Origin of the sequence: Streptomyces sp. NPDC051636 (assembly GCF_044453765.1) — a bacterium.
Lineage (GTDB): Bacteria > Actinomycetota > Actinomycetes > Streptomycetales > Streptomycetaceae > Streptomyces.
The window spans coordinates 1-22,642 of sequence record NZ_JBITDA010000021.1; the positions used below are offsets into that span (position 1 = coordinate 1).

The 22,642-nt window shown below is 71.4% G+C and carries 18 protein-coding genes, 1 tRNA gene and 1 pseudogene; 12 read left to right on the forward strand and 8 right to left on the reverse strand.

Going from position 1 to position 22,642, the window contains the following annotated elements:
- Positions 1-428, reverse strand: a 428-nt coding sequence (locus ACIBBH_RS29610; protein ID WP_399409790.1) for a LysR substrate-binding domain-containing protein, incomplete at its 3' end; no start/stop codon positions are given.
- Between the two features lie 108 nt (positions 429-536).
- Between ACIBBH_RS29610 and ACIBBH_RS29615 the strand changes: the two genes are divergently transcribed.
- Both ACIBBH_RS29615 and ACIBBH_RS29620 read left to right on the forward strand, forming a co-directional pair.
- Positions 537-725, forward strand: coding sequence for a hypothetical protein (locus ACIBBH_RS29615; RefSeq protein WP_399409791.1), 189 nt, complete (start codon positions 537-539; stop codon positions 723-725).
- Positions 726-820: 95 nt separating this feature from the next.
- Positions 821-1,270, forward strand: a complete 450-nt coding sequence (locus ACIBBH_RS29620; protein WP_399409793.1) for an ATP-binding protein — start codon at positions 821-823, stop codon at positions 1,268-1,270.
- Here ACIBBH_RS29620 and ACIBBH_RS29625 read toward each other — a convergent pair.
- The gene (locus ACIBBH_RS29625) at positions 1,244-2,446 is read right to left on the reverse strand and encodes a collagenase (protein WP_399409794.1); all 1,203 of its coding nucleotides are present in this window, start codon (positions 2,444-2,446) and stop codon (positions 1,244-1,246) included. The two genes, ACIBBH_RS29620 and ACIBBH_RS29625, sit on opposite strands and share 27 nt — an antisense overlap.
- Positions 2,343-3,255, reverse strand: a pseudogene (locus ACIBBH_RS29630) (LysR family transcriptional regulator); the annotation flags it as partial. The pseudogene ACIBBH_RS29630 and the gene ACIBBH_RS29625, both read right to left, overlap by 104 nt.
- A 120-nt stretch (positions 3,256-3,375) precedes the next feature.
- On the opposite strand from ACIBBH_RS29630, the gene ACIBBH_RS29635 reads away from it, so the two are divergent.
- The gene (locus ACIBBH_RS29635) at positions 3,376-4,821 is read left to right on the forward strand and encodes a glyceraldehyde-3-phosphate dehydrogenase (RefSeq protein ID WP_399409796.1); all 1,446 of its coding nucleotides are present in this window, start codon (positions 3,376-3,378) and stop codon (positions 4,819-4,821) included.
- Between the two features lie 54 nt (positions 4,822-4,875).
- Here the strand turns inward: ACIBBH_RS29635 and ACIBBH_RS29640 are convergent, their stop codons facing one another.
- Entirely contained in the window at positions 4,876-7,290 is a 2,415-nt protein-coding gene (locus tag ACIBBH_RS29640; protein WP_399410126.1) for a SpoIIE family protein phosphatase, read from the reverse strand.
- 340 nt (positions 7,291-7,630) lie between these two features.
- The gene (locus ACIBBH_RS29645) at positions 7,631-11,644 is read right to left on the reverse strand and encodes a HAMP domain-containing protein (RefSeq protein ID WP_399409798.1); all 4,014 of its coding nucleotides are present in this window, start codon (positions 11,642-11,644) and stop codon (positions 7,631-7,633) included.
- A 489-nt stretch (positions 11,645-12,133) separates the two neighbouring features.
- Between ACIBBH_RS29645 and ACIBBH_RS29650 the strand changes: the two genes are divergently transcribed.
- The 5 genes from ACIBBH_RS29650 to fdh all read left to right on the forward strand — a co-directional run bounded on the left by ACIBBH_RS29650 (position 12,134) and on the right by fdh (position 18,392).
- Complete coding sequence (locus ACIBBH_RS29650; protein WP_399409800.1) at positions 12,134-12,421, forward strand: hypothetical protein; 288 nt, start codon at positions 12,134-12,136, stop codon at positions 12,419-12,421.
- A gap of 59 nt (positions 12,422-12,480) precedes the next feature.
- Positions 12,481-12,849 (forward strand): ANTAR domain-containing protein, encoded by a 369-nt coding sequence (locus ACIBBH_RS29655; protein WP_399409802.1) that lies wholly within the window; start codon positions 12,481-12,483, stop codon positions 12,847-12,849.
- A gap of 187 nt (positions 12,850-13,036) precedes the next feature.
- Entirely contained in the window at positions 13,037-13,975 is a 939-nt protein-coding gene (locus ACIBBH_RS29660) for a 4Fe-4S dicluster domain-containing protein (protein ID WP_399409804.1), read from the forward strand.
- Complete coding sequence (gene nrfD / locus ACIBBH_RS29665; RefSeq protein ID WP_399409806.1) at positions 13,972-14,994, forward strand: NrfD/PsrC family molybdoenzyme membrane anchor subunit; 1,023 nt, start codon at positions 13,972-13,974, stop codon at positions 14,992-14,994. The genes ACIBBH_RS29660 and nrfD overlap by 4 nt, the downstream gene beginning before the upstream one ends.
- A gap of 137 nt (positions 14,995-15,131) precedes the next feature.
- Positions 15,132-18,392, forward strand: a complete 3,261-nt coding sequence (gene fdh, locus ACIBBH_RS29670) for a formate dehydrogenase (protein ID WP_399409808.1) — start codon at positions 15,132-15,134, stop codon at positions 18,390-18,392.
- A gap of 12 nt (positions 18,393-18,404) precedes the next feature.
- On the opposite strand, the gene selD is transcribed toward fdh, so the two are convergent.
- The gene (gene selD / locus ACIBBH_RS29675; RefSeq protein WP_399409810.1) at positions 18,405-19,430 is read right to left on the reverse strand and encodes a selenide, water dikinase SelD; all 1,026 of its coding nucleotides are present in this window, start codon (positions 19,428-19,430) and stop codon (positions 18,405-18,407) included.
- A 42-nt stretch (positions 19,431-19,472) separates the two neighbouring features.
- Here selD and ACIBBH_RS29680 point away from each other — a divergent pair.
- Positions 19,473-19,565: transfer RNA gene (locus ACIBBH_RS29680), tRNA-Sec, on the forward strand.
- A gap of 78 nt (positions 19,566-19,643) precedes the next feature.
- Positions 19,644-20,897 carry a tyrosine-type recombinase/integrase gene (locus tag ACIBBH_RS29685; RefSeq protein ID WP_399409812.1) on the forward strand — a complete coding sequence of 418 codons (1,254 nt, stop codon included), beginning with the start codon at positions 19,644-19,646 and terminating at the stop codon, positions 20,895-20,897.
- Between the two features lie 5 nt (positions 20,898-20,902).
- Here the strand turns inward: ACIBBH_RS29685 and ACIBBH_RS29690 are convergent, their stop codons facing one another.
- Both ACIBBH_RS29690 and ACIBBH_RS29695 read right to left on the reverse strand, forming a co-directional pair.
- Positions 20,903-21,184: a hypothetical protein gene (locus ACIBBH_RS29690; protein ID WP_399409814.1), complete on the reverse strand. Its 282-nt coding sequence runs from the start codon at positions 21,182-21,184 to the stop codon at positions 20,903-20,905.
- A gap of 152 nt (positions 21,185-21,336) precedes the next feature.
- Positions 21,337-21,759: an XRE family transcriptional regulator gene (locus ACIBBH_RS29695; protein ID WP_399409816.1), complete on the reverse strand. Its 423-nt coding sequence runs from the start codon at positions 21,757-21,759 to the stop codon at positions 21,337-21,339.
- 266 nt (positions 21,760-22,025) lie between these two features.
- Here ACIBBH_RS29695 and ACIBBH_RS29700 point away from each other — a divergent pair, with 266 nt between their 5' ends.
- Both ACIBBH_RS29700 and ACIBBH_RS29705 read left to right on the forward strand, forming a co-directional pair.
- Positions 22,026-22,319 (forward strand): helix-turn-helix domain-containing protein, encoded by a 294-nt coding sequence (locus ACIBBH_RS29700; protein WP_399409818.1) that lies wholly within the window; start codon positions 22,026-22,028, stop codon positions 22,317-22,319.
- Positions 22,316-22,585, forward strand: a complete 270-nt coding sequence (locus ACIBBH_RS29705; protein ID WP_399409820.1) for a helix-turn-helix domain-containing protein — start codon at positions 22,316-22,318, stop codon at positions 22,583-22,585. The genes ACIBBH_RS29700 and ACIBBH_RS29705 overlap by 4 nt, the downstream gene beginning before the upstream one ends.
- The last annotated feature ends 57 nt before the right edge of the window (positions 22,586-22,642 follow it).

The window sequence follows — 22,642 nt, forward strand, 5'->3', positions numbered from 1 at the left end:
CGAACCGTGACCTCGACACTCACAGTCCGCGCCGGGCTCCGTTCCCATGTCAACCCACCCGACCAGCCACAACACCGCTTAACTTCCCGGTCTTGCCCTTTAGGGGTCCAGCCGTGCTCGCGGAGGCGGTCGAGGACGGCGGCGGCGTACCCGGGGGCGCGGCGCGCGGGGAACCACAGGAGCCGCTGTCCGGTCAGCTGGTCCCAGGTGAGTTCCGGGTGGCGGGCGAGCGCGTGGTCCGGGCGCAGGACGATGCCCAGCGGTTCGTCCGTGAGGGTGCGCAGCAGCAGGCCCGCGGTGTCCACGGGCGGACGCAGGACGCCGAAGGCGAGTGCCCCGGAGCGGAGGAGGTCCGGCCGGCGGTGGGAGTCGACCTGGTCGTAGGTCAGCCGTAGTGCGCCACCGTCCGTGATGAGCTGTTCCGCCATGGCGATGACCGGCCGCGCGGCGCCCCGGCAGACGCCGACGGTCGCGGTCCCCGGGAGCGAGCGCGCCGCGGCGATGGACGCGTTCCGCACGGCCTGTTCGCCCGCGGGATGGTCCGCTTCGCCGGGCCGCTGGAGCCCCGCACGGGGGGCCTGATCGTCGCCGAGGGCGAGCCTGCGGCCATCGAGGCGGCCGTGGCCTCGGACCCGTTCGTCACGAGCGGCGCGGCCACCGCGGAGATCCTCCGCTTCCGGCCCACCTGGACGGCATCACCGAATCACCCCATGTTGCGCTCATGACCCCGGCGACTTCGGGTAGCCGACACTGCGATGGCACCTCAGCCGCCCGTGCCGTAACGACACGAACCCCACCCGAAGGCCCATGGAACATGGTCATGCCGCTCAGGAAGCAGGCGACGGAAGAACGGCGATCCCGTGCGCCGACCCCCCTGCGCTACAGCGCCACCTGGGACACCGACACCCTGCGCAGCGTCGACGCGCGACGCGCGGTGTCGGCGTTCCTGGCCCGCCTCGGGTACCTCCCCGACCAGCGGGTGAGCCAGGACGCCCAGCTGGTGGTCAGCGAGCTGGTCACCAACGCGCTGCGGCACACTGCCGGCCCGTGCGGGCTGCTGCTGGAGCTGGCGTCCGGCGCGGATGTGCTGCACCTCACCGTGTGGGACACCTCCACGCGACTGCCCGAACCCCAGCCCAGGGACGGTCGCCGGATCGGTGGTCACGGGCTGCGGCTGGTCTCCCTGCTCTGCGAGCACCTGCGGGTCGCGCCCCTGGACGGGGGCAAACGCGTCACCGCGGATCTACGGCTGCCACCGCGGGGCCGCTGACCTCCGGGAGGAGCAGGCGCCGGCCGCGCACGCCGTGAGCCACTGGTCGAAGCCGGTGTCGTAGCGGGTGCCGATGCCGGTGGTGTAGACGGCGTAGCCGCCCTGGTAGTCGCCGGCGCGGAAGCGGGCGAGCATCCGCTGGATGTCGGCCGGATGCCGCTCGAACATGTAGCGGACCGCGAGGTAGCCCCACGGGTAGGTGCGGGTCACGTCGCTGTTGGCGTAGGTGCTCTGGAACAGCGTACTGAGCCGGTAGGTGTGCCTGCCCGCCTCCGCGTCCGCCTGGTCGTCGGTGAGGTGGCGGTAGCCGTAGGAGACGTACTCGGCCAGGCCCTCGATCCACCACACATCGGGCACCGTCGTCTGCTGGGCGAAGTCGCCCTTCATGTCGTCGCGGGCGTCGATGAAGTGCGTGTACTCGTGGTTGAGGTTCCACACCCGGGCCGGGAAGCCGTCGTCCTGGGCCTTCTGGTACATGATCGAGAGGGGCTGGTTGGCGGGGTCGGCCGGGTCTCCTTCCAGGGTGATGCCGCCGTTGTCCGTGCTGACGCCGTAGATCGCCCCGGCGTAGGTCCGGTAGTCGGTGCGGCCGGCGAAGACCACCAGGTGGATGGTCGACACGTTCTGGCCGGGGATGGGGCCGTCGTCCTTGACGAGGTCGTGGACGTACGGGTCCTGGCCCAGCACGCTCGCGCAGACCGCCTCCAGCTCGGCGGGGGTCAGCGCCTGGGCCCGGATGGTGTGGGCGGCGTCGCAGCTGTGGGTGATCGGCAGGGCCGCCCGGGTCAGCCTGCCCGGCAGGTCGCAGATGTCGTAGTAGGAGCAGTTGGGGTGGTCGTAGGAGTCGGCCTGGGTCGCCACCGCGACCCACAGCCCGGCCGCCGGGCCGGTGATCCCCGAGGCGTCCAGCAGATCCTTGGCCAGGGGCCGGACCGTGGATTGCAGGGCGGGGTGCTCGACGTAGCGGGCGAGGTTCATCCCGGCATTGGTGTCGAGGTAGGCGCGGTCGGTGCCGAGCAGGTCCAGGTGGTCGAGCGCGAAGGTGCCGAGGGTCTCGACGATGTCCGGGTCGATGCGGGGACCCTGCGACGAGGTCGCGGTAGGCGGCGGTGGCGGCCTGGAAGAGCGTCTCCGCCACCTCCTCGGGCACCGTGTCGTGCCGCCAGGCCAGCACATAGCGGCACCACAGCGGCGTACCGGCCAGCGGTCTGACCGCCACGCGCGGGATCGGCCGCAGGGTCGCCTGGACCACCGACACGCCGAGGCCGTCCGCGATCATGCTCTGAACTGCCCCTGGTCGCCGAGGAATTGGTGCACGGTCACCGGTGTGAAGCCGACCGCCGCGCAGGCCGCGTAGAACACGCCCGGCCAGCCCGCCCCGTCGTCCGGCGTCAGGAACCACGCGTCCCCGGCCAGCTCGGCGAGCGGGACCTCGGCGTGGCGGGCGAGCCGGTGGCGCGAGGGCAGGGCCACGAAGCCCGGCTCGGTGACGATCCCGCGGTGCGTCACAGCCGCCGAATGCCTGAGCTCCCTGCCGGGATAGTCCGCGGCGATGGCCGCGTCCACCGCGCCCTCCTCCAGGAGCTCGACGATCCGCGAGGAGGCGTACACGCGGCTCACGGCGAGCGGGACGTCCGGCAGCCGGGCCCGCATCCCGGAGACGGTGCCCGACAGCATCGGCGAGTTGGTCGCCGCCACCCGCAGGGTCCGGCGGCATCCCGTCGCGCCGGGCGCCGGACGGCGCCCGATCGCGTCGGCGCGGGCCAGGACGTCACGGGCCCGGGCCAGGACCTCGGCGCCGTAAGGGGTCGGCCGCACCCCGTCGCCCGGCGCTCGAACAACGGCTCACCGAAGTGCCGCTCGATGCGCCGGAGTTGGGTGCTCACGGCGGGCTGGGAATACCCCAGCGCGGACGCCGCCCGGCCCACGCTCCCCGCGTCGGCGATCGCGCACAGCACGCGCAGGTGCCGCAGCTCCAGCTCCATCCGCCCGCTCCTTCTCCGGCATGGCCTCACGCACAAGAGCACCCCGCGTTCGACCACCCGAAAGATCGAAGTATCGTGTGGTTACCATATGAGCGCCGCCTAGCTCGAAAGATAGAACCTGTGACTGTCACCGACGACTCGTTCACCAACTGGAAGAACCGCGAGGAGATCGCGGAGTCGATGATCCCGATCATCGGGAAGCTGCACCGCGAGCAGGACGTCACGGTCCTGCTGCACAGCCGCTCCTTGGTGAACAAGTCGGTGGTCAGCATCCTCAAGACCCACCGGTTCGCCCGGCAGATCGCCGGCGAGGAGCTCTCGGTCACCGAGACGCTGCCGTTCCTGCAGGCGCTCACCACGCTCGACCTCGGCCCCTCCCAGATCGACATCGGCATGCTCGCCGCCACCTACAAGGCCGACGACCGCGGCCTGACGGTGGCCGAGTTCACCGCCGAGGCCGTCGCCGGCGCCACGGGGGCCAACAAGATCGAGCGCCGCGAGCCGCGCGACGTCGTCCTCTACGGCTTCGGCCGCATCGGCCGTCTCGTCGCCCGGCTGCTGATCGAGAAGTCCGGCTCCGGCAACGGCCTGCGGCTGCGGGCCATCGTCGTCCGCGGCGGCGGCGACCAGGATCTGGTCAAGCGCGCCTCGCTGCTGCGCCGTGACTCCGTCCACGGCCAGTTCCAGGGCACGATCACCGTCGACGAGGCGAACAGCACGATCTCCGCCAACGGCAACGAGATCAAGGTGATCTACGCCGACGACCCGACGTCGGTGGACTACACGGCGTACGGTATCGACAACGCCATCCTGATCGACAACACCGGCAAGTGGCGCGACCGCGAGGGCCTGTCGAAGCACCTGCGCCCCGGCGTCGACAAGGTGGTCCTGACCGCGCCGGGCAAGGGCGACGTCCCCAACATCGTGCACGGCGTCAACCACGACACGATCAAGCCGGACGAGCAGATCCTGTCCTGCGCCTCCTGCACCACCAACGCGATCGTGCCGCCGCTGAAGGCGATAGACGACGAGTTCGGCGTGCTGCGCGGACACGTGGAGACCGTCCACTCGTTCACCAACGACCAGAACCTGCTGGACAACTACCACAAGTCGGACCGCCGTGGCCGTTCGGCGCCGCTCAACATGGTCATCACCGAGACGGGTGCCGCCTCCGCCGTCGCGAAGGCGCTGCCCGACCTCAAGGCCAGGATCACCGGCAGCTCGATCCGCGTGCCCGTGCCGGACGTGTCGATCGCGATCCTCAACCTCCAGCTCGCGCGCGAGGCCGACCGCCAGGAGGTCCTCGACTACCTGCGCAAGGTGTCGCTGACCTCCCCGCTCAAGCGCCAGATCGACTTCACCACCGCCCCCGACGCGGTCTCCAGCGACTTCATCGGCTCGCGGCACGCCTCGATCGTCGACGGCGGCGCCACCAAGGTCGAGGGCGACAACGCGATCCTCTACCTGTGGTACGACAACGAGTTCGGCTACTCCTGCCAGGTCGTCCGCGTCGTCCAGCACGTCTCCGGCGTGGAGTACCCGACGTACCCGGCCCCGGCGGTCTGAGGCCGCACCCCAGCGCGGCGGACGGGCACGGAAGGCCCGCCCGCCGCGTCGGCGTCACGCGACCCGGATGCCCACGATGCACGTGTCGTCGTCGGTGTCCGACCTGCTGTAGGTGAGCAGCCGGTCCAGTTGCTGGTCCAGCGTGCGGGGCGCGGACCGGGCGGTGGACAGCAGGTGCGACAGAGACTCCTCCACGGACCGGTCACGGCGCTCGATCAGGCCGTCGGTGTACAGCAACAGCGTGTCCTCGGCTTCCAGCTCGACTTCCGTCTCCTCGTACTCCGCCTCGGGCACCGCGCCGAGCAGGAGTCCCTTGATGACGGGCAGCGCGGTCGCCTCGGCGTCCCGGACGAGCACCGGGGGCAGGTGCCCCGCCCGTGCCCAGCGCAGGGTGCGGCTCTCACCGTCGTACAGCGCGCAGACGGCGGTCGCGGTGACGGCGCCCGTCAGGTGGTGCGCCACGATGTTGAGCCAGGACAGCAGCTGCGCCGGCCCCGCGCCCGTGACGGCGAGGCCGCGCAGCGCGTTGCGCAGCACGACCATGCTGGTGGCCGCCTCGATGCCGTGCCCGGCCACGTCCCCCACGCACAGCAGCACCAGGCCGGAGGGCAGCACGACCGCGTCGTACCAGTCACCGCCGACCAGTTGCTCCGTCTCGGCGGGGCGGTAGCGGACGGCGACCTGGAGGTCCGGCACCTGCAGCGGGGCCTGCGTCGGGGGCATGATCGCGTGCTGCAGCTGCAGGGCCAGCCGGTTGCGTTCGTCGGCCTGCTGCTCGGTGTGGGCCAGCTGGTCGCGGGTGGCGGCCAGGGCGACCTCGGTCCAGTGCTGGGCGGAGATGTCCTGATAGGCCCCGCGTACGACGAACAGCCGGCCGTCGGTGTCGAGGACCGGTTCGGCGACGACGCGGATGTGGCGGGTGACCCCGTCGGGGCGCAGCAGACGGAAGGCGGCGGACGCCGGCCGCCGGTGGTGCAGCAGGGTCCGCAGGAACCGCCTGATGGTGGCCGTGTCGTCGGGATGCGCGTGCGCCGGGAGTTCTTCGAGCGCGACCGGAGGACTCGTGGGCGGGCGGCCGTAGAGGTCGAAGAGCTGGCCGTTCCAGGTGATCTCCCCGGTGAGCAGGTTCTCCTCGAAGCCGCCGATGCGGCCCAGGCGCTGGGCGTGCTGGAGCAGGCTGGCGAGGCGGGCGGTCTCGTCCTCGATGCGCCAGATGAGCAGCACGCTGGAGCCGTGGCGGCTGATGCTGATGTCGGCGACGGCCGCGAGCGGGACCTGGTCGACGAGCGCGGTGAGGTTCATGCGGTGCGCCCGGAACGGCTCGCCCGTGGCGTAGACCCGCTCCACGCTCTGGAACAGCTCGCTCTCGCCGGCGGCCATGGGGTAGGCCTCCAGCAGCAGCGCGCCGTTGACGACGGCCCGCGGGCGGCCCGCCGGGTCCAGGAAGCGGCTGTTGACGTGCTGGATGCGGAAGTCGACGAGCTGTCCGGCACCGTCGAGGTGCGGTACGAGGACCAGGGCGGGGTCGTGCAGTCCGTCGGCCAGGTCGGTCAGCTCCGCCGCGTCCGGCAGGACACGGGGTTCGTACGGCTGCCCGTGCGTGAGCGTGTACGTCTCCAGGGTGTGGGCGCACAGCTCCGCCAGCGCCTCCATCTGCCGGACGACCTGCGGCGGCTGGGGTCCCTCGGGCTTGGGCCAGGCGATCTCCAGGACGCCGTGGATGCGGCCGCCGGCTCCGGCGGGTACGGCGGCTCGCGCGCCGTCCGGGTGGAGGAGCCGGCCGATGGTGGGCAGTCCGGACTCCGAGAGCGACGGCAGCCACTGTCCCGAACGCTCGGTGAGGCCGCGCCGGGCCACGGTGGCCACGTCCGGCGGCACGTAGCGCCAGCGGGCCGCCTCGGCGGGCGGAAACCCGGCGCTGCCGGCCAGGGTCAGCGAACCGTCGGAGCCGGCGGCCCAGATGGCCACGGCCACGGCGCCGAGCGGTCGCAGCGCGTGCTGGAGCAGGGAGTCGGCCACGGCCTGGGTGTCGCCCGCCGCCAGGGCACCGCTCTCGGCCGCGCGCAGCCGTACGGCGGCCGACTCGTCGGCCGGTTCCGGCGATCCGGAGGTGGCGGCGATAAAGGCGTCGGTCACCTCGGACATGCGGTCCCGGGCGGCCTGGTTGATGACCTCCACCGCGAATTCCAGGGGCGTCACCCGGGCCTGCTCGGTGAGTTCGGCGAGCTGGCGTGCGGCCTGCGCCGGGCCGCAGCCCAGCCGCTCGACGAGGATCCCCTTCGCGAGCTCGATCAGCGCCCGCCCCTCGGCCTCGGCCTGTGCCGCCCGCACCTCCCGGCGCAGCCGCTCCACGGTGGCGGCGAGCCTGCCCACGGGCGACGTCCGCGGCACCCCGGTGAGGTCGGCCTCCGCCGCGGACTGGGCGGGGATGAAGGCGGAGGGGTCGGCGTCGAACTGCTCGTGGGCCATCACTACTGCTGAGGGGTCGGATGCGGGCGTGGCTCGGGGCACGACGGGGGTGGACGCGTCGGTGCCGGACGGGGCTGGGCTCGCCGGCGCGCCCGACGCTTCCGTGCCGGACGCGACCCGCGACCCCGCAGCACCCGAAGCCTCGCCGCTGGACGGGAGTCGGAACGATCCGGTGGTGGACGTGGCGGGCTGGGGCGGCACGGGTGCGGTGCCTTCGCAGGGCGGCTGGTCGTTCGCCGGCTCGGGGGCCGAGTCGTACGTGGTCACGGTGTGCGGGCTCCTCGGCTGGCGGACGGCCCCGGGGCGTGGCGACGCGGGGTTGCGGCGGGCACGGTCCTCCTCATGCGGGGAGCCAGCGTCGGACGCATGCCATGAGGTCCCGGGTGTCCACCGGCTTGGTGACATAGTCGCTGGCCCCGGAGGCCAGGCTCTTCTCCCGGTCGCCGGGCATCGCCTTGGCGGTCACGGCGATGATGGGCAGGTCGGCGTACTGCGGCAGCTTCCGGATCTCGGCGGTCGCGGTGTAGCCGTCCATCTCCGGCATCATCACGTCCATCAGGACGAGGGCGACGTCCGGGTTGTTGACCAGCGTCTCGATGCCCTTGCGGCCGTTCTCCGCGTGCAGCACCCGGAAGCCCTGGACCTCGAGGATCCCGCTGAGCGCGAAGAGGTTGCGCGCGTCGTCGTCGACGACGAGGACGGTGCGGCCCGTCGCGTCGGCGTCGGCGAGGGGGAGCGCCGGCTGTTGTGGTTCCTCGGCCCGGACCAGGGTCAGCACCTCTCCGGGCTCCTCGGTGGACAGGTGCAGGGCGATGCGCTCGCGCAGTTCGTCCAGGCTGAACAGGTACTCCACCGACCGCCCGTCGGGCCCGGGGCGCACGGGGTCCTCCCCGACGGGGCCGGCCCGGTGACCGCTGTGCACCAGGACCGGAACGCCGGCCAGCGCCGAGTCGCCCTGCAGGGCGTCAAGGAAGCGCGCCGACTCGCCCTCCGGCGTGTCCAGTCCGACGACGACGCAGTGGCACGGCTCGGCGGCCAGCGCACCGGCCGCCTCCTGGGCGCCGACGGCGGTGATGATGTCGACCGGGGCGTACGAGGGGTCGCTCTCCCGGCCGTGCGCCAGGTCCCCGACCACGCTCTCGGCGACGAGGGTCAGCAGTCCGCGCGGCCGCTCCTCGACGACCAGCAGCCGGCGCGGACGCCGCTTCGGGACGGTCCGGGCCGCACCCTCCAGGGGCGCGGGGTCGGCGGCGGTCTCGGACGCGAGCGTTTCCAGCGCCTGCTGCGGCGGGCGGCCGCCGCGCGCCGCCTCCTCGAAGTCCGGCCGGGCCACGGGCAGGTACAGCGTGAACGTACTGCCCTTGCCGGGGGTGCTGTCGACGGTGACGGCGCCGCCGAGCAGGTGCGCGATCTCCCGCGTGATGGACAGGCCCAGGCCCGTGCCGCCGTACTTGCGGCTCGTCGTGCCGTCCGCCTGCTGGAAGGCGCCGAAGATCGTCTCCAGCTGCGGTTCGGGAATGCCGATACCGGTGTCCTTCACCCGGAAGGCGACGACGCTGCCGCTGCGCAGCACCCCTCGGGGCACCTCGTCGTCCAGCGCCGGTTCGATACGCAGCTCGACGCCGCCCTGCTCGGTGAACTTCACCGCGTTGGACAGCAGGTTGCGCAGGATCTGGCGCAGCCGGGAGTCGTCGGTGAGCAGGTCCGCGGGGGCGCCGGGGGCCGTGCTGACGGTGAAGTCGAGGCTCTTCTGCGTCGTCATGGGCCGGAAGGTGGCCTCGACGTACTCGATGAGCTGCCGCAGCGGGACGCGCTCCGGCGTCACGTCCATCTTGCCGGCCTCCACCTTGGACAGGTCGAGGATGTCGTTGATCAGCTGGAGCAGGTCGGAGCCCGCGGAGTGGATGATGCCCGCGTACTCGACCTGCTTCGGGGTGAGGTTGCGGGAGGGGTTCTGGGCGAGCAACTGGGCGAGGATGAGCAGGCTGTTGAGCGGGGTCCGCAGCTCGTGGCTCATGTTCGCCAGGAACTCGGACTTGTACTTCGAGGCCAGGGACAACTGCTGTGCGCGGGCTTCCAGTTCCTGCCGCGCCTGTTCGATCTGCAGGTTCTTCGCCTCGATGTCCCGGTTCTGCTCGGCCAGCAGTGACGCCTTCTCCTCCAGTTCGGCGTTGGAGCGCTGGAGTTCCTCCTGCCGGGCCTGCAACTCGGCTGAGCGGGTCTGGAGTTCGGAGGTCAGGCGCTGTGACTCGTCCAGCAGCTCGTCGGTGCGGGCGTTGGCCACGATGGTGTTGACGTTGACGCCGATGGTCTCCATCAGCATTTCCAGGAAGTCCCGGTGGATCTGGGCGAAGGCGCTGACCGAGGCCAGTTCGATGACGCCGAGGACCTGGTCCTCGAAGACGATGGGCAGCAGCAACAGGGCGCTGGGCTCCACCTGCCCGAGGCCGGAGGAGATGGTGACGTAGCCGGGCGGCAGGTCGTCCACGGCGATGGTGCGGCGGCTGCGGGCCGCCTGGCCGACCAGCGAGCGGCCGAAGGCGATGCGGGTGGGCCGCGGGTCCTCCTCGGGGCGGCCGTAGGAGCCGACGAGCCGCAGCTCGGTCCCGTCGTCGCCGTCCTCGGCGAGGTAGAAGGCGCCGTACTGGGCGGACACCAGGGGCACCAGCTCGTCCATGATGAGCTCGGCGACGACGGGCAGGTCGCGGTGGCCCTGCATCAGGCCGGAGATCCGGGCGAGGTTGGTCTTGAGCCAGTCCTGCTCCTGGTTGGCGCGGGTGGTCTCGCGCAGGGACTCCACCATCGAGTTGATGTTGTCCTTGAGTTCGGCGACCTCGCCGGAGGCGTCCACGGTGATGGAGCGGGTCAGGTCGCCCTCGGCCACGGCGCTGGCCACCTCGGCGATGGCGCGCACCTGCCGGGTCAGGTTGCCGGCCAGCTCGTTGACGTTCTCGGTGAGGCGCTTCCAGGTGCCCGAGACGCCCTCCACCTCGGCCTGTCCCCCGAGGCGTCCCTCGGTGCCGACCTCGCGGGCGACGCGGGTGACCTCGTCGGCGAAGGCGGAGAGCTGGTCGACCATCGTGTTGATGGTCGTCTTGAGTTCCAGGATCTCGCCGCGGGCGTCGACGTCGATCTTCTTCGACAGGTCGCCGCGGGCCACCGCGGTCGTCACCAGGGCGATGTTGCGCACCTGGCCGGTGAGGTTGTTGGCCATGGAGTTGACGTTGTCGGTGAGGTCCTTCCAGGTGCCGGCCACGTTCGGTACATGGGCCTGGCCGCCGAGGCGGCCCTCGGTGCCGACCTCGCGGGCGACCCGGGTGACCTCGTCCGCGAACGCCGACAGGGTGTCGACCATCGTGTTGATGACGTCGGCCAGCGCCGCGACCTCGCCCTTGGCCTCGACCGTGATCTTCTGGGAGAGGTCGCCCTTGGCCACGGCGGTCGCGACCTGGGCGATGGACCGCACCTGTCCGGTCAGGTTGGAGGCCATCACGTTGACGTTGTCGGTGAGGTCCTTCCAGGTGCCGGACACGCCCCGCACGGTCGCCTGCCCGCCGAGGTTCCCGGCGGTACCGACCTCGCGGGCGACGCGGGTGACCTCGTCCGCGAACGCCGACAGCTGGTCCACCATCGTGTTGATGGTGTTCTTCAGCTCCAGGATCTCCCCGCGCGCATCCACGGTGATCTTCTGCGACAGGTCGCCCTGGGCGACGGCCGTGGCGACCTGGGCGACGTTGCGGACCTGGTTGGTGAGGTTGCCCGCCATGAAGTTCACCGAATCGGTGAGGTCGCGCCAGACCCCGGCGACCCCCGGCACCTGGGCCTGCCCGCCGAGCCGCCCCTCGGTGCCGACCTCGCGGGCGACCCGGGTGACCTCGTCCGCGAACGCCGAGAGCTGATCGACCATCGTGTTGACGGTCTCCTTCAGCTGGAGGATCTCGCCGCGCGCGGGCACGTCGATCTTCTGGGACAGGTCGCCCTTGGCCACCGCCGTCGCCACCTGTGCGATATCTCGCACCTGAGTGGTCAGGTTGCCCGCCATGGCGTTGACGGAGTCCGTCAGATCGGCCCAGGTTCCGGACACGCCCGGCACTTCGGCCTGACCGCCCAGCGTGCCCTCGGTGCCCACCTCCCGGGCGACCCGGGTCACCTCGGAGGTGAACACCGACAACTGGTCGACCATGCCGTTGAACACGGTCGCGATGTCGCCCATGAGACCGTCGCCGTCGTCGGGCAGCCGCGTTCCGAAGTCGCCGTCCCGCACGGCGGTCAGACCCGCGAGAAGCCGTCTCAGTTCCTGGTCGCCCGGGACCGCTTCGGTCACCTCGGTCACCTCGGTCGCCTTGCCGCCCATGCGTGCCCTCGTTCCGCTCCCCGGGAGCCCTCGCGACCGAGAGCTCGCAACCATGTCCGGGACGCGCCGCGGCCCGGTCGACAGCCTGCACATTTCCGCAGTTCACAGATGTGCGCGATGAGAAATACGCCGCAGGCTAACCCACCTTCCGGATGGCGGACAAAGCATCGGGACAAGTTCCGCACACCGGGGAATCAACCGGCCCGCGACAGGCATGGACGGTGAGCGGATGGGTACTCGGCACGCTTTTCCCACGTCGGCTCCACAAGTCACTCAGTAGACACCCGGACGTAGCGGCGATGGTGCAGAACGTGTCTTGCTGATGGTTCTGCTGGGGGGTTGTGTGGGTTGTGTGCTGCTGCTCGATCTTGACGCCGTGGTCCCGCCTGGGCGGGCGAAGGCGTTCCACCACGCGCTGACGGACGACTCGGCGCCCAACGATGTGGTCCACGAGGAGTCCGAGGCGGGCACCCACGCGCGCATGGAACTGTGGCGGGTGGGGACCTGGACCTCTTCGCCACCCGAAGTTCCGGCTTCGTGGTGCGGCGGACGGAGCGTCATGTGCGCCACCACCGCAGCGATCCCGTCGTCTCCGTCTCGCTCCAGCCCGAGGGAGTCCACCGCGCCGAGGCCGCCGGACGGCGCCGTCTGCTGGGCCTGGACGACATCTGCGTCCGCCCGCCCAGCAGACCCGACGCGCGTGCGGTGCCGGAACTCGCTCTTCAGGTCGCCGGGCACGGTCGGCGAGACGTAGCGCACATCCGTGTGGTCGCGTGAGCAGGCGGTTCGGGGGAAGCTGAAGGTCCTGCCACGCGGTCGACAAGAAGGGGGACATCATGGCGTTCTTCACCATTTCCAGGCATCGTCCCCTGGTATTGCTGTCCTCCACGGACCTGGCCATGGACCACGAACGGCTGGAGGAGGAGAGCGCGCAGCTCAGGCAGGCCGTCACCTCCCACGCCGTCATCGACCAGGCGATCGGCGTGGTGGTGGCCGTGGGCCGGATCGCCCCGGAGGAGGGCTGGCGCGTCCTCAGGGACGTCTCGCAGCGCACGAACACCAAGCTGCGCACCGTCGCCGAACGCATCCTCGACTTCGGACAGGGCGGCACCCTTCCCGAACCCATGCTCACCGAACTGAAACTGGCCCTCGACCGCTACCGGATCCACTGCCGCGCGGAGCCCACGCAGACGTACGGGCAGTGAACAGGAACAGCACCAGTAACACTCCGCGGAACCGCATCCGGCAGAACCTGGCCGACCCGGGACGCTGCCCCTCCGCCACCGTTTCGGGCGAGCGCGGCGCGGGCACCCGTGCCAGGCTCGGAACAGGGCACGAGGGTGAGGGGCCGGGACTTGGCCGTGCGCGAGCCGTGAGCGAGGAGGTTCCGGCATGGACCAGGACAACCAGTTGTACGGCCCGCAGCCGGACGTGGCCGGCGCCGCCGGCCATCCCGACGCGCCGCCGCGCATGGGGTTCTTCACGGACACCTCCGTCTGCATCGGCTGCAAGGCGTGCGAGGTGGCCTGCAAGGAGTGGAACGCCGTGCCCGAGGACGGCCTGGAGCTGACCGGCATGTCGTACGACAACACGCAGGGGCTCGGCGCGGACACCTGGCGGCACGTCGCCTTCATCGAGCAGCGCAAGCCGGTCGGCGTCCAGGAGCCCGGGGCCGGCCACGAGGACGTCGACGTGTTCGAGGCCGCCCGCGGTCTCGGCGCACCGGCCGGGGAGATCTCGCCCGTGGCCCCCGACGGGCGCACGGAGCTGCGCTGGCTGATGTCCTCGGACGTCTGCAAGCACTGCACGCACGCGGCCTGCCTCGACGTGTGTCCCACCGGTTCGCTGTTCCGCACCGAGTTCGGGACCGTGGTCGTCCAGGAGGACATCTGCAACGGCTGCGGATACTGCGTACCGGCCTGCCCGTACGGCGTCATCGACCAGCGGAAGGGCGACGGGCGCGCCTGGAAGTGCACCCTGTGCTACGACCGGCTCGGCGTCGGCATGGAACCGGCCTGCGCCAAGGCGTGCCCGACCGACTCCATCCAGTTCGGTCCGCTGGAGGAGCTGCGGGACCGGGCGGCGGCCCGGGTGGCGCGGTTGCACGCGGCCGGGGAGACCGATGCCCGGCTGTACGGCGCGAGCCCGGACGACGGCGTCGGCGGCGACGGGGCGTTCTTCCTGCTGCTGGACGAGCCGGAGGTCTACGGTCTGCCGCCCGACCCGGTCGTCACCACCCGCGACCTGCCCGCCATGTGGCGGCACGCGGCCGTCGCCGCCCTCTCGCTCGCGGCCATGGCCGCCGCCAGCTTCGCCAGGAGGCCGCGATGACCGGTTCGGACGTCACCCGCGACGGGGTGGAGGGGGCGCGGCCCGGGCGGGAGGCCGTGACGGATGCCCACGCCGGCCGCCGGCGACGGCGTCGGGGGCGCGGCGAGCAGCCCGTGGTGCCGGACGCGGCGTTCTCGTCGTACTACGGCCGGCCGATCCTGAAGAAGCCGACGTGGGAGTCCCTCGACATCGCCGGATACCTCTATCTCGGCGGTCTCGCGGGTGCCTCCTCGCTGCTGGCCGCCGGGGCGCAGGCCACCGGACGGCCGGCGCTCGCCCGGTCGGCGAAGCTGGGCGCGGCCGGCGCCATCATGCTCTCGCTGGGCGCGCTCGTGCACGACCTGGGCCGGCCCGCCCGCTTCCTGAACATGCTGCGCGTCTTCAAACCCACCTCGCCGATGAGCGTGGGGTCGTGGCTGCTGGCCGGTTTCGCGCCGCTCACGGTGGCCGCCGCGGCCACCGACGTCGCGGGCCGCTACCGGCGGGCCGGCTCCGTCGCCACCGGGGGCGCCGCCGTCCTCGGCCCGGCGGTCGCCACGTACACCGCGGTCCTGATCGCGGACACCGCCGTGCCGTCGTGGCACGAGGGCTTCCGGGAGCTGCCGTTCGTCTTCGCGGGATCCGGCGCGTGCGCCGCGGCCGGGCTGGCGCTGGTCTGCTCGCCGACGGACCAGGCGGGGCCCGCGCGCCGCATGGCGGTCCTCGGGGCCGGGCTCGAACTGGGCGCCTTCCAGCTGATGAAGCGGCGCATGGGGCCGGCGGCCGAGCCCTACGAGCGGGGCCGGACGCGTGTGCTGCTGCGGCGTACGGCGGAGCTGCTGACGACGGGCGGTGCCGCCCTGGCGGCCTTGGCGGGGCGGTACCGGGACCGGCGGCTCGCGGCGGCGGCCGGAGGCGCCCTGCTGACGGGTTCCGCCGCGCTGCGGCTCGGCGTCTTCCAGGCCGGGGTGGCCTCGACGCAGGACCCCAAGTACACGGTCGTACCGCAGCGGGAGCGGCTGGAGGCCCGCGACCGCTGACACCGGGCCAGGCCGTTTCGCCACGCACCCCCGGGGTACCTGCCCGCGGATGCCGTGGCCGCCTTGCCGCGGGACAATCTCCCTGTAAGGAGCGGGAACCGCCGATCACGGCATCCGGCACCGAGAGGGCGGACGTCATGGGCGTACGCACATGGATCGACTCCTGGCCGGTGTACCGCCAGCTCACGGGGACGGACCCGCTGGGCCGGGGCGCCGCCGCCATGAGCGGGACCAGCGCGCGGCTCACCCCGCGGGTCGCCACCGCCGACCGGGTGGTGAAGTCGGTGTGCCCGTACTGCGCCGTGGGCTGCGGCCAGAACGTCTACGTCGAGGACGGGCGGGTCACGCAGATCGAGGGCGACCCCGACTCCCCCGTCTCGCGCGGGCGGCTGTGCCCCAAGGGTGCCGCCAGCCTCCAGCTGACCACCGGTGACGCCCGCGAACACCAGGTGCTCTACCGACGCCCGCACGGTACCGCCTGGGAGCGCCTCGACCTCCACACGGCCATGGACATGATCGCCGACCGGGTGATCGCGGCGCGCCGCGCCGGCTGGCAGTGGGAGGTCGACGAGACCCGCACCCGGCGCACGCTCGGCATCGCCAGCCTCGGCGGGGCGACGCTCGACGACGAAGAGAACTACCTGATCAAGAAGCTGTTCACCGCGCTCGGGGCCATTCAGATCGAGAACCAGGCCCGTGTTTGACACTCCTCCACCGTTCCCGGTCTGGGAACCTCGTTCGGACGCGGCGGCGCGACCACCTTCCAGCAGGACCTGCAGAACTCCGACTGCATCGTCATCCAGGGCTCGAACATGGCCGAGTGCCATCCGGTCGGGTTCCAGTGGGTGATGGAGGCCAAGGCCCGGGGCGCGAAGGTGATCCACGTGGACCCGCGCTTCACCCGCACCAGCGCGCTGGCCGACGTGCACGTGCCGCTGCGCGCCGGTACGGACATCGCCTTCCTCGGCGGGATCATCAACCACGTCCTGCAGAGCGGGAAGTACTTCCGTGACTACGTCGTGGCCTACACCAACGCGCCAGTCGTGCTGCGGGAGGACTTCCGCGACACCGAGGACCTCGACGGCGTCTTCTCCGGCCTCGACACCGGCACCCGCAGCTACGACAACGGCAGCTGGCAGTACGAGGGCACGGAGGTGCAGGCCGCCTCGGGCGAGCGCGACCAGGAGTACGAGGAGCGCACCGGCGGCGGCAGTTCGGTGAGCGAGGCCGCGCGCGGGGAGGCGCACGGCTCCGGCGGCGCCGCCATCGGTGAGGGGGAGCCGGAGCGGGACGAGACGCTGACCCACCCGCGCTGCGTCTTCCAGGTCCTCAAGCGGCACTACGCCCGCTACACGCCGGAGATGGTCGAGCGGATCTGCGGCGTGCCGCAGGACCTCTTCCGGCAGGTGTGCGAACTCGTCACGGACAACTCCGGACGCGAGCGGACCACCGCCTTCGCCTACGCGGTCGGCTGGACCCAGCACACGGTGGGCGTCCAGTACATCCGCGCGGCCTGCGTCCTGCAGAGCCTGCTCGGCAACATCGGCCGGCCGGGCGGCGGCATCCTCGCGCTGCGCGGACACGCCTCCATCCAGGGGTCGACGGACATCTCCACCCTGTTCAACCTCCTCCCCGGCTACATCCCGATGCCGCACGCGCACCAGAACCAGGACCTGGACGCCTTCGTCCAGGCCGAGGCGGCGCACAAGGGCTACTGGGGCAACATGCGCTCCTACCTGGTGAGCCTGCTCAAGGCGTACTGGGGCGACGCCGCGACTGCGGACAACGACTTCTGCTTCGACTACCTGCCACGCCTGACGGGCTCGCACTCGACCTACGAGACGGTCATGACCCAGCTGGAGGGCACCTGCAAGGGCTACTTCCTCATGGGCGAGAACCCGGCCGTCGGCTCGGCCAACTCCAAGCTGCAGCGGCTGGGCATGGCCAACCTGGACTGGCTCGTCGTCCGGGACTTCTCCCTGATCGAGTCGGCCACCTGGTGGCGGGACGGCCCGGAGATCGAGACGGGCGAGCTGCGCACCGAGGACATCCGCACCGAGGTGTTCTTCCTGCCCGCCGCCGCGCACACCGAGAAGGACGGCACCTTCACCAACACCCAGCGCCTGCTGCAGTGGCACCACCAGGCGGTCGAGCCGCCCGGCGAGGCGCGCAGCGACCTGTGGTTCGTGTTCCACCTGGGGCGGATCATCCGGGCGAAGCTCGCCGGGTCCCCCGATCCGATGGACCGGCCCGTGCTCGACCTGACCTGGGACTACCCCACCAAGGGCAGCCACGCCGAACCGGACGCGGAGGCCGTCCTCGCCGAGATCAACGGCCACGACGCCGGCGGCAGTCCGCTGTCGTCGTACGAGCAGCTGCGCCCCGACGGCTCGACCTCCTGCGGCTGCTGGATCTACTGCGGGGTGTACGCCGACGGTGTCAACCAGGCCGCTCGCCGCAAGCCCGGCCGGGAGCAGGACTGGGTCGCGGCCGAGTGGGCCTGGGCCTGGCCCGCCAACCGGCGGATCCTGTACAACCGCGCCTCGGCCGACCCGGACGGCAGACCCTGGAGCGAGCGCAAGGCGCTGGTGTGGTGGGACACGGACCGGGGGCAGTGGACCGGCCACGACGTCCCCGACTTCAGCAAGGACAAGTCCCCCGGCCACCGGCCGCCGCCGGACGCGCGGGGACCCCAGGCGCTGTCGGGCACGGACCCGTTCATCATGCAGGCCGACGGCAAGGCGTGGCTGTACGTGCCGTCCGGGCTGACCGACGGCCCGCTGCCGACGCACTACGAGCCGCAGGACTCGCCGTTCCCCAACCTGCTGTACGGCCGGCAGCGCAACCCCGTACGGCAGTTGCTGCCGCCGCACCCGGACAACCGCTACCAGCCCAGCGCCGACGAGCCCGGCTCGGAGGTGTTCCCGTACGTCGCCACCACCTACCGGCTCACCGAGCACCACACGGCGGGCGGCATGTCCCGCTGGCAGCCCTATCTGGCGGAGCTGCAGCCGGAGTTCTTCTGCGAGGTGTCTCCGGAACTCGCCGCCGAACGCGGCCTGGAGCACACCGGCTGGGCGACGATCGTCAGCGCGCGGAACGTCATCGAGGCGCGGGTGCTGGTCACCGACCGGGTGCCGCCGCTGACCGTGCACGGGCGGACCCTGCACCAGGTGGGGCTGCCCTATCACTGGGGGCCGAACGGCTACAGCACCGGCGACGCCGCCAACGAACTGGTGCACCTGTCCCTCGACCCCAACAGCCACATCCAGGAGACGAAGGCCTTCGCCGTCGACATCAGGCCGGGGCGCCGCCCCCGGGGTCCGGCCGCGGTGGAGCTGGTGCGCGCCTACCGGGCGCGGGCGGGCATCGACGAGCGGACCGGCACCGAGGTCTGACCGCCTGCCGGCTCACCGAAGGACGACGGAGTGCGGCCCGCGTGGCACCAGCTCCCCGACCACCGGCGCTCCGGGCACCTCCCCCGCGACGAGCAGCCCGCCCGAGGTCTGGGCGTCGGCCAGCAGCAGCCGCGTGTCGGCGTCCGTGTCCCCGAAGTCGGTGAACGGCGCCACCCACTCCAGGTTGCGCCGGGTGCCGCCGCTGACGTACCCCTCGCGTACGGCCTCCCGGGCACCCTCCAGGTACGGCACGGCCGCGGTGTCCACCACCGCGGTCACACCCGACGCCCGCGCCAGCTTGTGCAGATGGCCGAGGAAACCGAAACCGGTGACGTCGGTGGCGCAGGAGGCGCCGGCGGCCAGGGCGGCGGCGGACGCGTCCCGGTTGAGCGCCACCATGGTGGCGACCGCCTGCTCGAAGCGCTCGCCGGTGGCCTTGTGCCGGTTGTTCAGCACTCCCAGGCCGAGGGGTTTGGTCAGCGACAGGGGCAGGCCGGGGCGGCCGGCGTCGTTGCGCAGCAGCCGCCGGGGGTCGGCGAGTCCGGTGACTGCCATGCCGTATTTGGGTTCCGGGTCGTCCACGCTGTGCCCGCCGCCCACGTGACAGCCCGCCTCGGTGGCGATGTCGAGGCCGCCGCGCAGGACCTCGCGGGCCAGGTCGAAGGGCAGGACGTCCCGGGGCCAGGACAGGAGGTTGACGGCGAGGACCGGGCGGCCGCCCATGGCGTAGACGTCCGAGAGGGCGTTGGCGGCTGCGATGCGCCCCCAGTCGTACGGATCGTCGACGACCGGGGTGAAGAAGTCGGCGGTGGCCACCAGCGCCTGCGCGCTGTCCCCGCCCGGCGCGGGCAGCGCGACCACGGCCGCGTCGTCGCCGGTGGCCAGGCCGACCAGCAGCGGCGTGTCGCTCGGGGCGGGCGGTGGCGCGGCGAGCGCGCCGAGCACCTCCTCCAGTTCCCCGGGCGGGATCTTGCAGGCGCAGCCGCCGCCGTGGGCGAACTGGGTGAGCCGGAAGGGTGTTCCGGGGAGCGTGGTCATCCGGGTCTCCTGGGGTTGGCCTCCGGTAGCCTGGCGGCCGGTGGAGGCGTGTGGGTGCCTGGTGGCCCTCCCGGTCTTCAAAACCGAGGTGCCCGAGGATCTCGGGCAGGCGGGTTCGATTCCCGTCCGCCTCCGCCTTCTACCAGCACGTACAGACTGCCCGGCCAAACATGGGCCTAACACAACTGTCCCTGCTCCCCTACTCTTCCCCTCATGGCGAGCATCCGACAGCGCGAACGCAAGGACGGAACCCACATCCACCAGGTCCGCTGGCTCCAAGGCGGACGCGGTGGCAGCTGGCAGACAGAAACCTTCGGCGACCGAGCGGGCGCCGCCCAGTTCAAAGCCCTCGTCGACATCCACGGCCAGCAGTGGCCGCCCGGCTGGGTCAAGGGAAAGGGCTTCGTCGAGGAGCCGACGGTCGACGGCGACATGCCGCTCATCGACTGGGCGCACCGCTACGTCGACCGGCTCACCGGCATCGACGAGCGCACCCGCCAGGACTACCGTCGCGACATCGCCAACCACTTCTCCTCATTCCGGCACGTCGAGGCGTCCGGGCGCGTCGTGCCCGCCACGATCGCGAACATCACCGCCGACGACGTCCAGGACTGGGTACGTGCGCAGGAGGCCGGCGAGCGGGACCTGGACAACCCCGAGGGGTGGGAGCGGCGCCCGGCGAGCCCGAAGAGCATCGCCAACCGGCACGGCCTGCTCAGCTCCATCGTCCAGGCCGCGGTCGAAGCCGACCCGCCGTTGCGTTCCAAGAACGCCTGCACCGGCACGCGGCTGCCCCGGGTGGACGACGGCATCGACGATGAGATGTGCTTCCTTGAGCACGAGGAGTACGCCCGCATCAGCGCGGAGATCCAGGACCCGCACGCCCGGGACCTCGCGGACTGGCTCGTCGGCACCGGGATGCGCTGGGGCGAGGCGACGGCGCTGCAGGTGCGGGACGTGAACCTGACCCGGAAGGCGGTGAGCGTTCACCGGTCATGGAAGCGCGCGGCGCCCGGGGAGGTCGGCCCGTCGTACTTCCTCGGCCCGCCGAAGACTAAGAAGGCACGCCGCGTGATCGCGTTGACGGACGGGCAGATGGAGATGCTGCGACGCCGTATGGCGGGCAAGCGCCCGGAGGATCTCCTCTTCGAGACGCCACGCGGCAAGTCGTGGCGGCACGACAACTTCTGGCGGCGCAGGTGGATCCCCGCGGTCGAGGCGGCGATCGCGAAGGGCTTGCCGAAGAGGCCGAGGATTCACGATCTGCGGCACACGCATGTGGCCTGGCTGATTGCTGAGCGGATTCCGCTGCCGGCGATTCAGGCGCGGCTAGGGCATGAGTCGATCACGACGACGGTCGACCGGTACGGGCATCTGGTGCAGGCCCTGGATGGTGAGATCCGGGCGGCCGTGGAGGCTGCGATGGGCGCTCACGCGGCCGCCTCTGGGATCCGTCGCGTGGTGTGACTGGGTTAGCGCCCGGGCCAGTTCTGGATCCACCAGCCTTCGCGGACTATCCGCTGGAGCTGGTCTAGGAGCTCGTCCCGGGCCTGCTCGCTCACGTGCTCCTTGGAGGCGAGCCACATGAACTCGCCGTATTGCTCGACACCGATGACAGCGCGGCCCCCCGGCAGGCTGTCTACCAACTCCATTCGGAATTCTGCTTGAGGCTGCGCCTCTTCGCCGTTCTCCCGTGACTGGTCCTGGTCCGTGGGCTCGTCATCGCGCGGCTGTGCGCCGTCCTCGTCCGCCACCGCATGCCTCCCAGGTACAAGCGCACACTCGTTCGCGTGTTCGAACGTGTGTGCAGAGTGATCCGTTTGCGCCCCCCAGGCGGATCACCGACTGTGTCATACCGGTCAGGCTGTGACCAGAGTGAATCACAGAGTAATGGAAAGTCGTACTATTAGTCTGGCTTGCGCCCTGACGTGCCGTCACGCTGCGTCCGCCTGCGGGCAAAGGTCTCCGCGATGTCGGCGAGCTGCTGCCGCTCCCCCTCCGACATCTCTTCGATGTGGGCGGCGAGCACGCGCGTCGTGCGGTCCCGGCTCCAGATGAACGACTCCAGCTCGAGGTACTGCGCAGCAGCGGCTTCCTGAAGCACACGCAAAGGGATCGCAAGCCCGACCGAGAGAGCGCGCAGGATAGCGGCCGGCGGCGCTTCGGTGCTCTCACCGCGCTCCAGTTTACTGATCCAGCCGAACTTCGCTTGAGCGCCCGTCTCCTGGTCAACGGACTGCTCCGCCAGTTTGCGGACGCTGATGCCGAGTTCAGCGCGCCGCTGTCGTACAAGGTCGGCGAAGTCTGTCCGGGTCCGCTGCTCAGTCATGGCGTGCATTCTGCCCTCTCACTCCCCCACGTGACGCCTGCTGTCTACGTTAAACCTTCTAGCCACTGAGCAAATACCAGGTCAGGGCATGCAACCATTCGCGGCCCTGCACGAAGTGTCTACGCAAACGCCCCGCGCGCGCCATACGCACGGGGAGCGTTGACCGGATCTCACTGCACTGTGCACTTCCGTAGACAAGCCGTCTACGGGTGTGTACTGTCGTTCTTGTTCACGGAAACGCACACCCCGTCTACGGAGGTGAACACGTGCGTCCGCAGCAAAACCCCATGGTCCTCGTGGACCCCGACCTCCTCGTCAGGCTGATGAAGCGCACCGGCGACGGCCGCGAGGTCACCGTCCGCGATCTCGCCGACGCGGCCGGTTGCCACCACAGCAAGATCGGCCACCTGCGCTCCGGAGAGCGGCGAACCGCCACCCAGACCGAGGCAATGGCAATTGCCAAAAGGCTGGGAGTCGACCTTCTCGTCCTCTGGGAGCACACCGGCCGGACCGTCGAAGCTCCCTGCGAGCCCCCGCACATCGCCGCGGTACCGGCATGACCCGCCGCCTCCAGTACCCCGCGGCCGCCGAAGAACTCGGCGTCGAGGAGTCGTGGCTCCGCCGGCACATCAAGCAGCTGCCCCACACGAAGCTCGGCCGGACCGTGTACTTCACCGACGCGGACATCGAGCGCATCGACCAGATGTTCCACCACGAGCCCCCCGTAGGCCCCTTGGCCTCCGCGCCGGGCGCCGCACCGGCCACCGGTCCGCACCCGCTGGGCCACCTGGTGCCGCTGCCGTCCCGCCGTTCCGTGCGGGGCTGACCCGAGAAACGCCGAAGGGCCGCCCGACTTTGCCCGGCCTGGCGACCCCCGATCGGC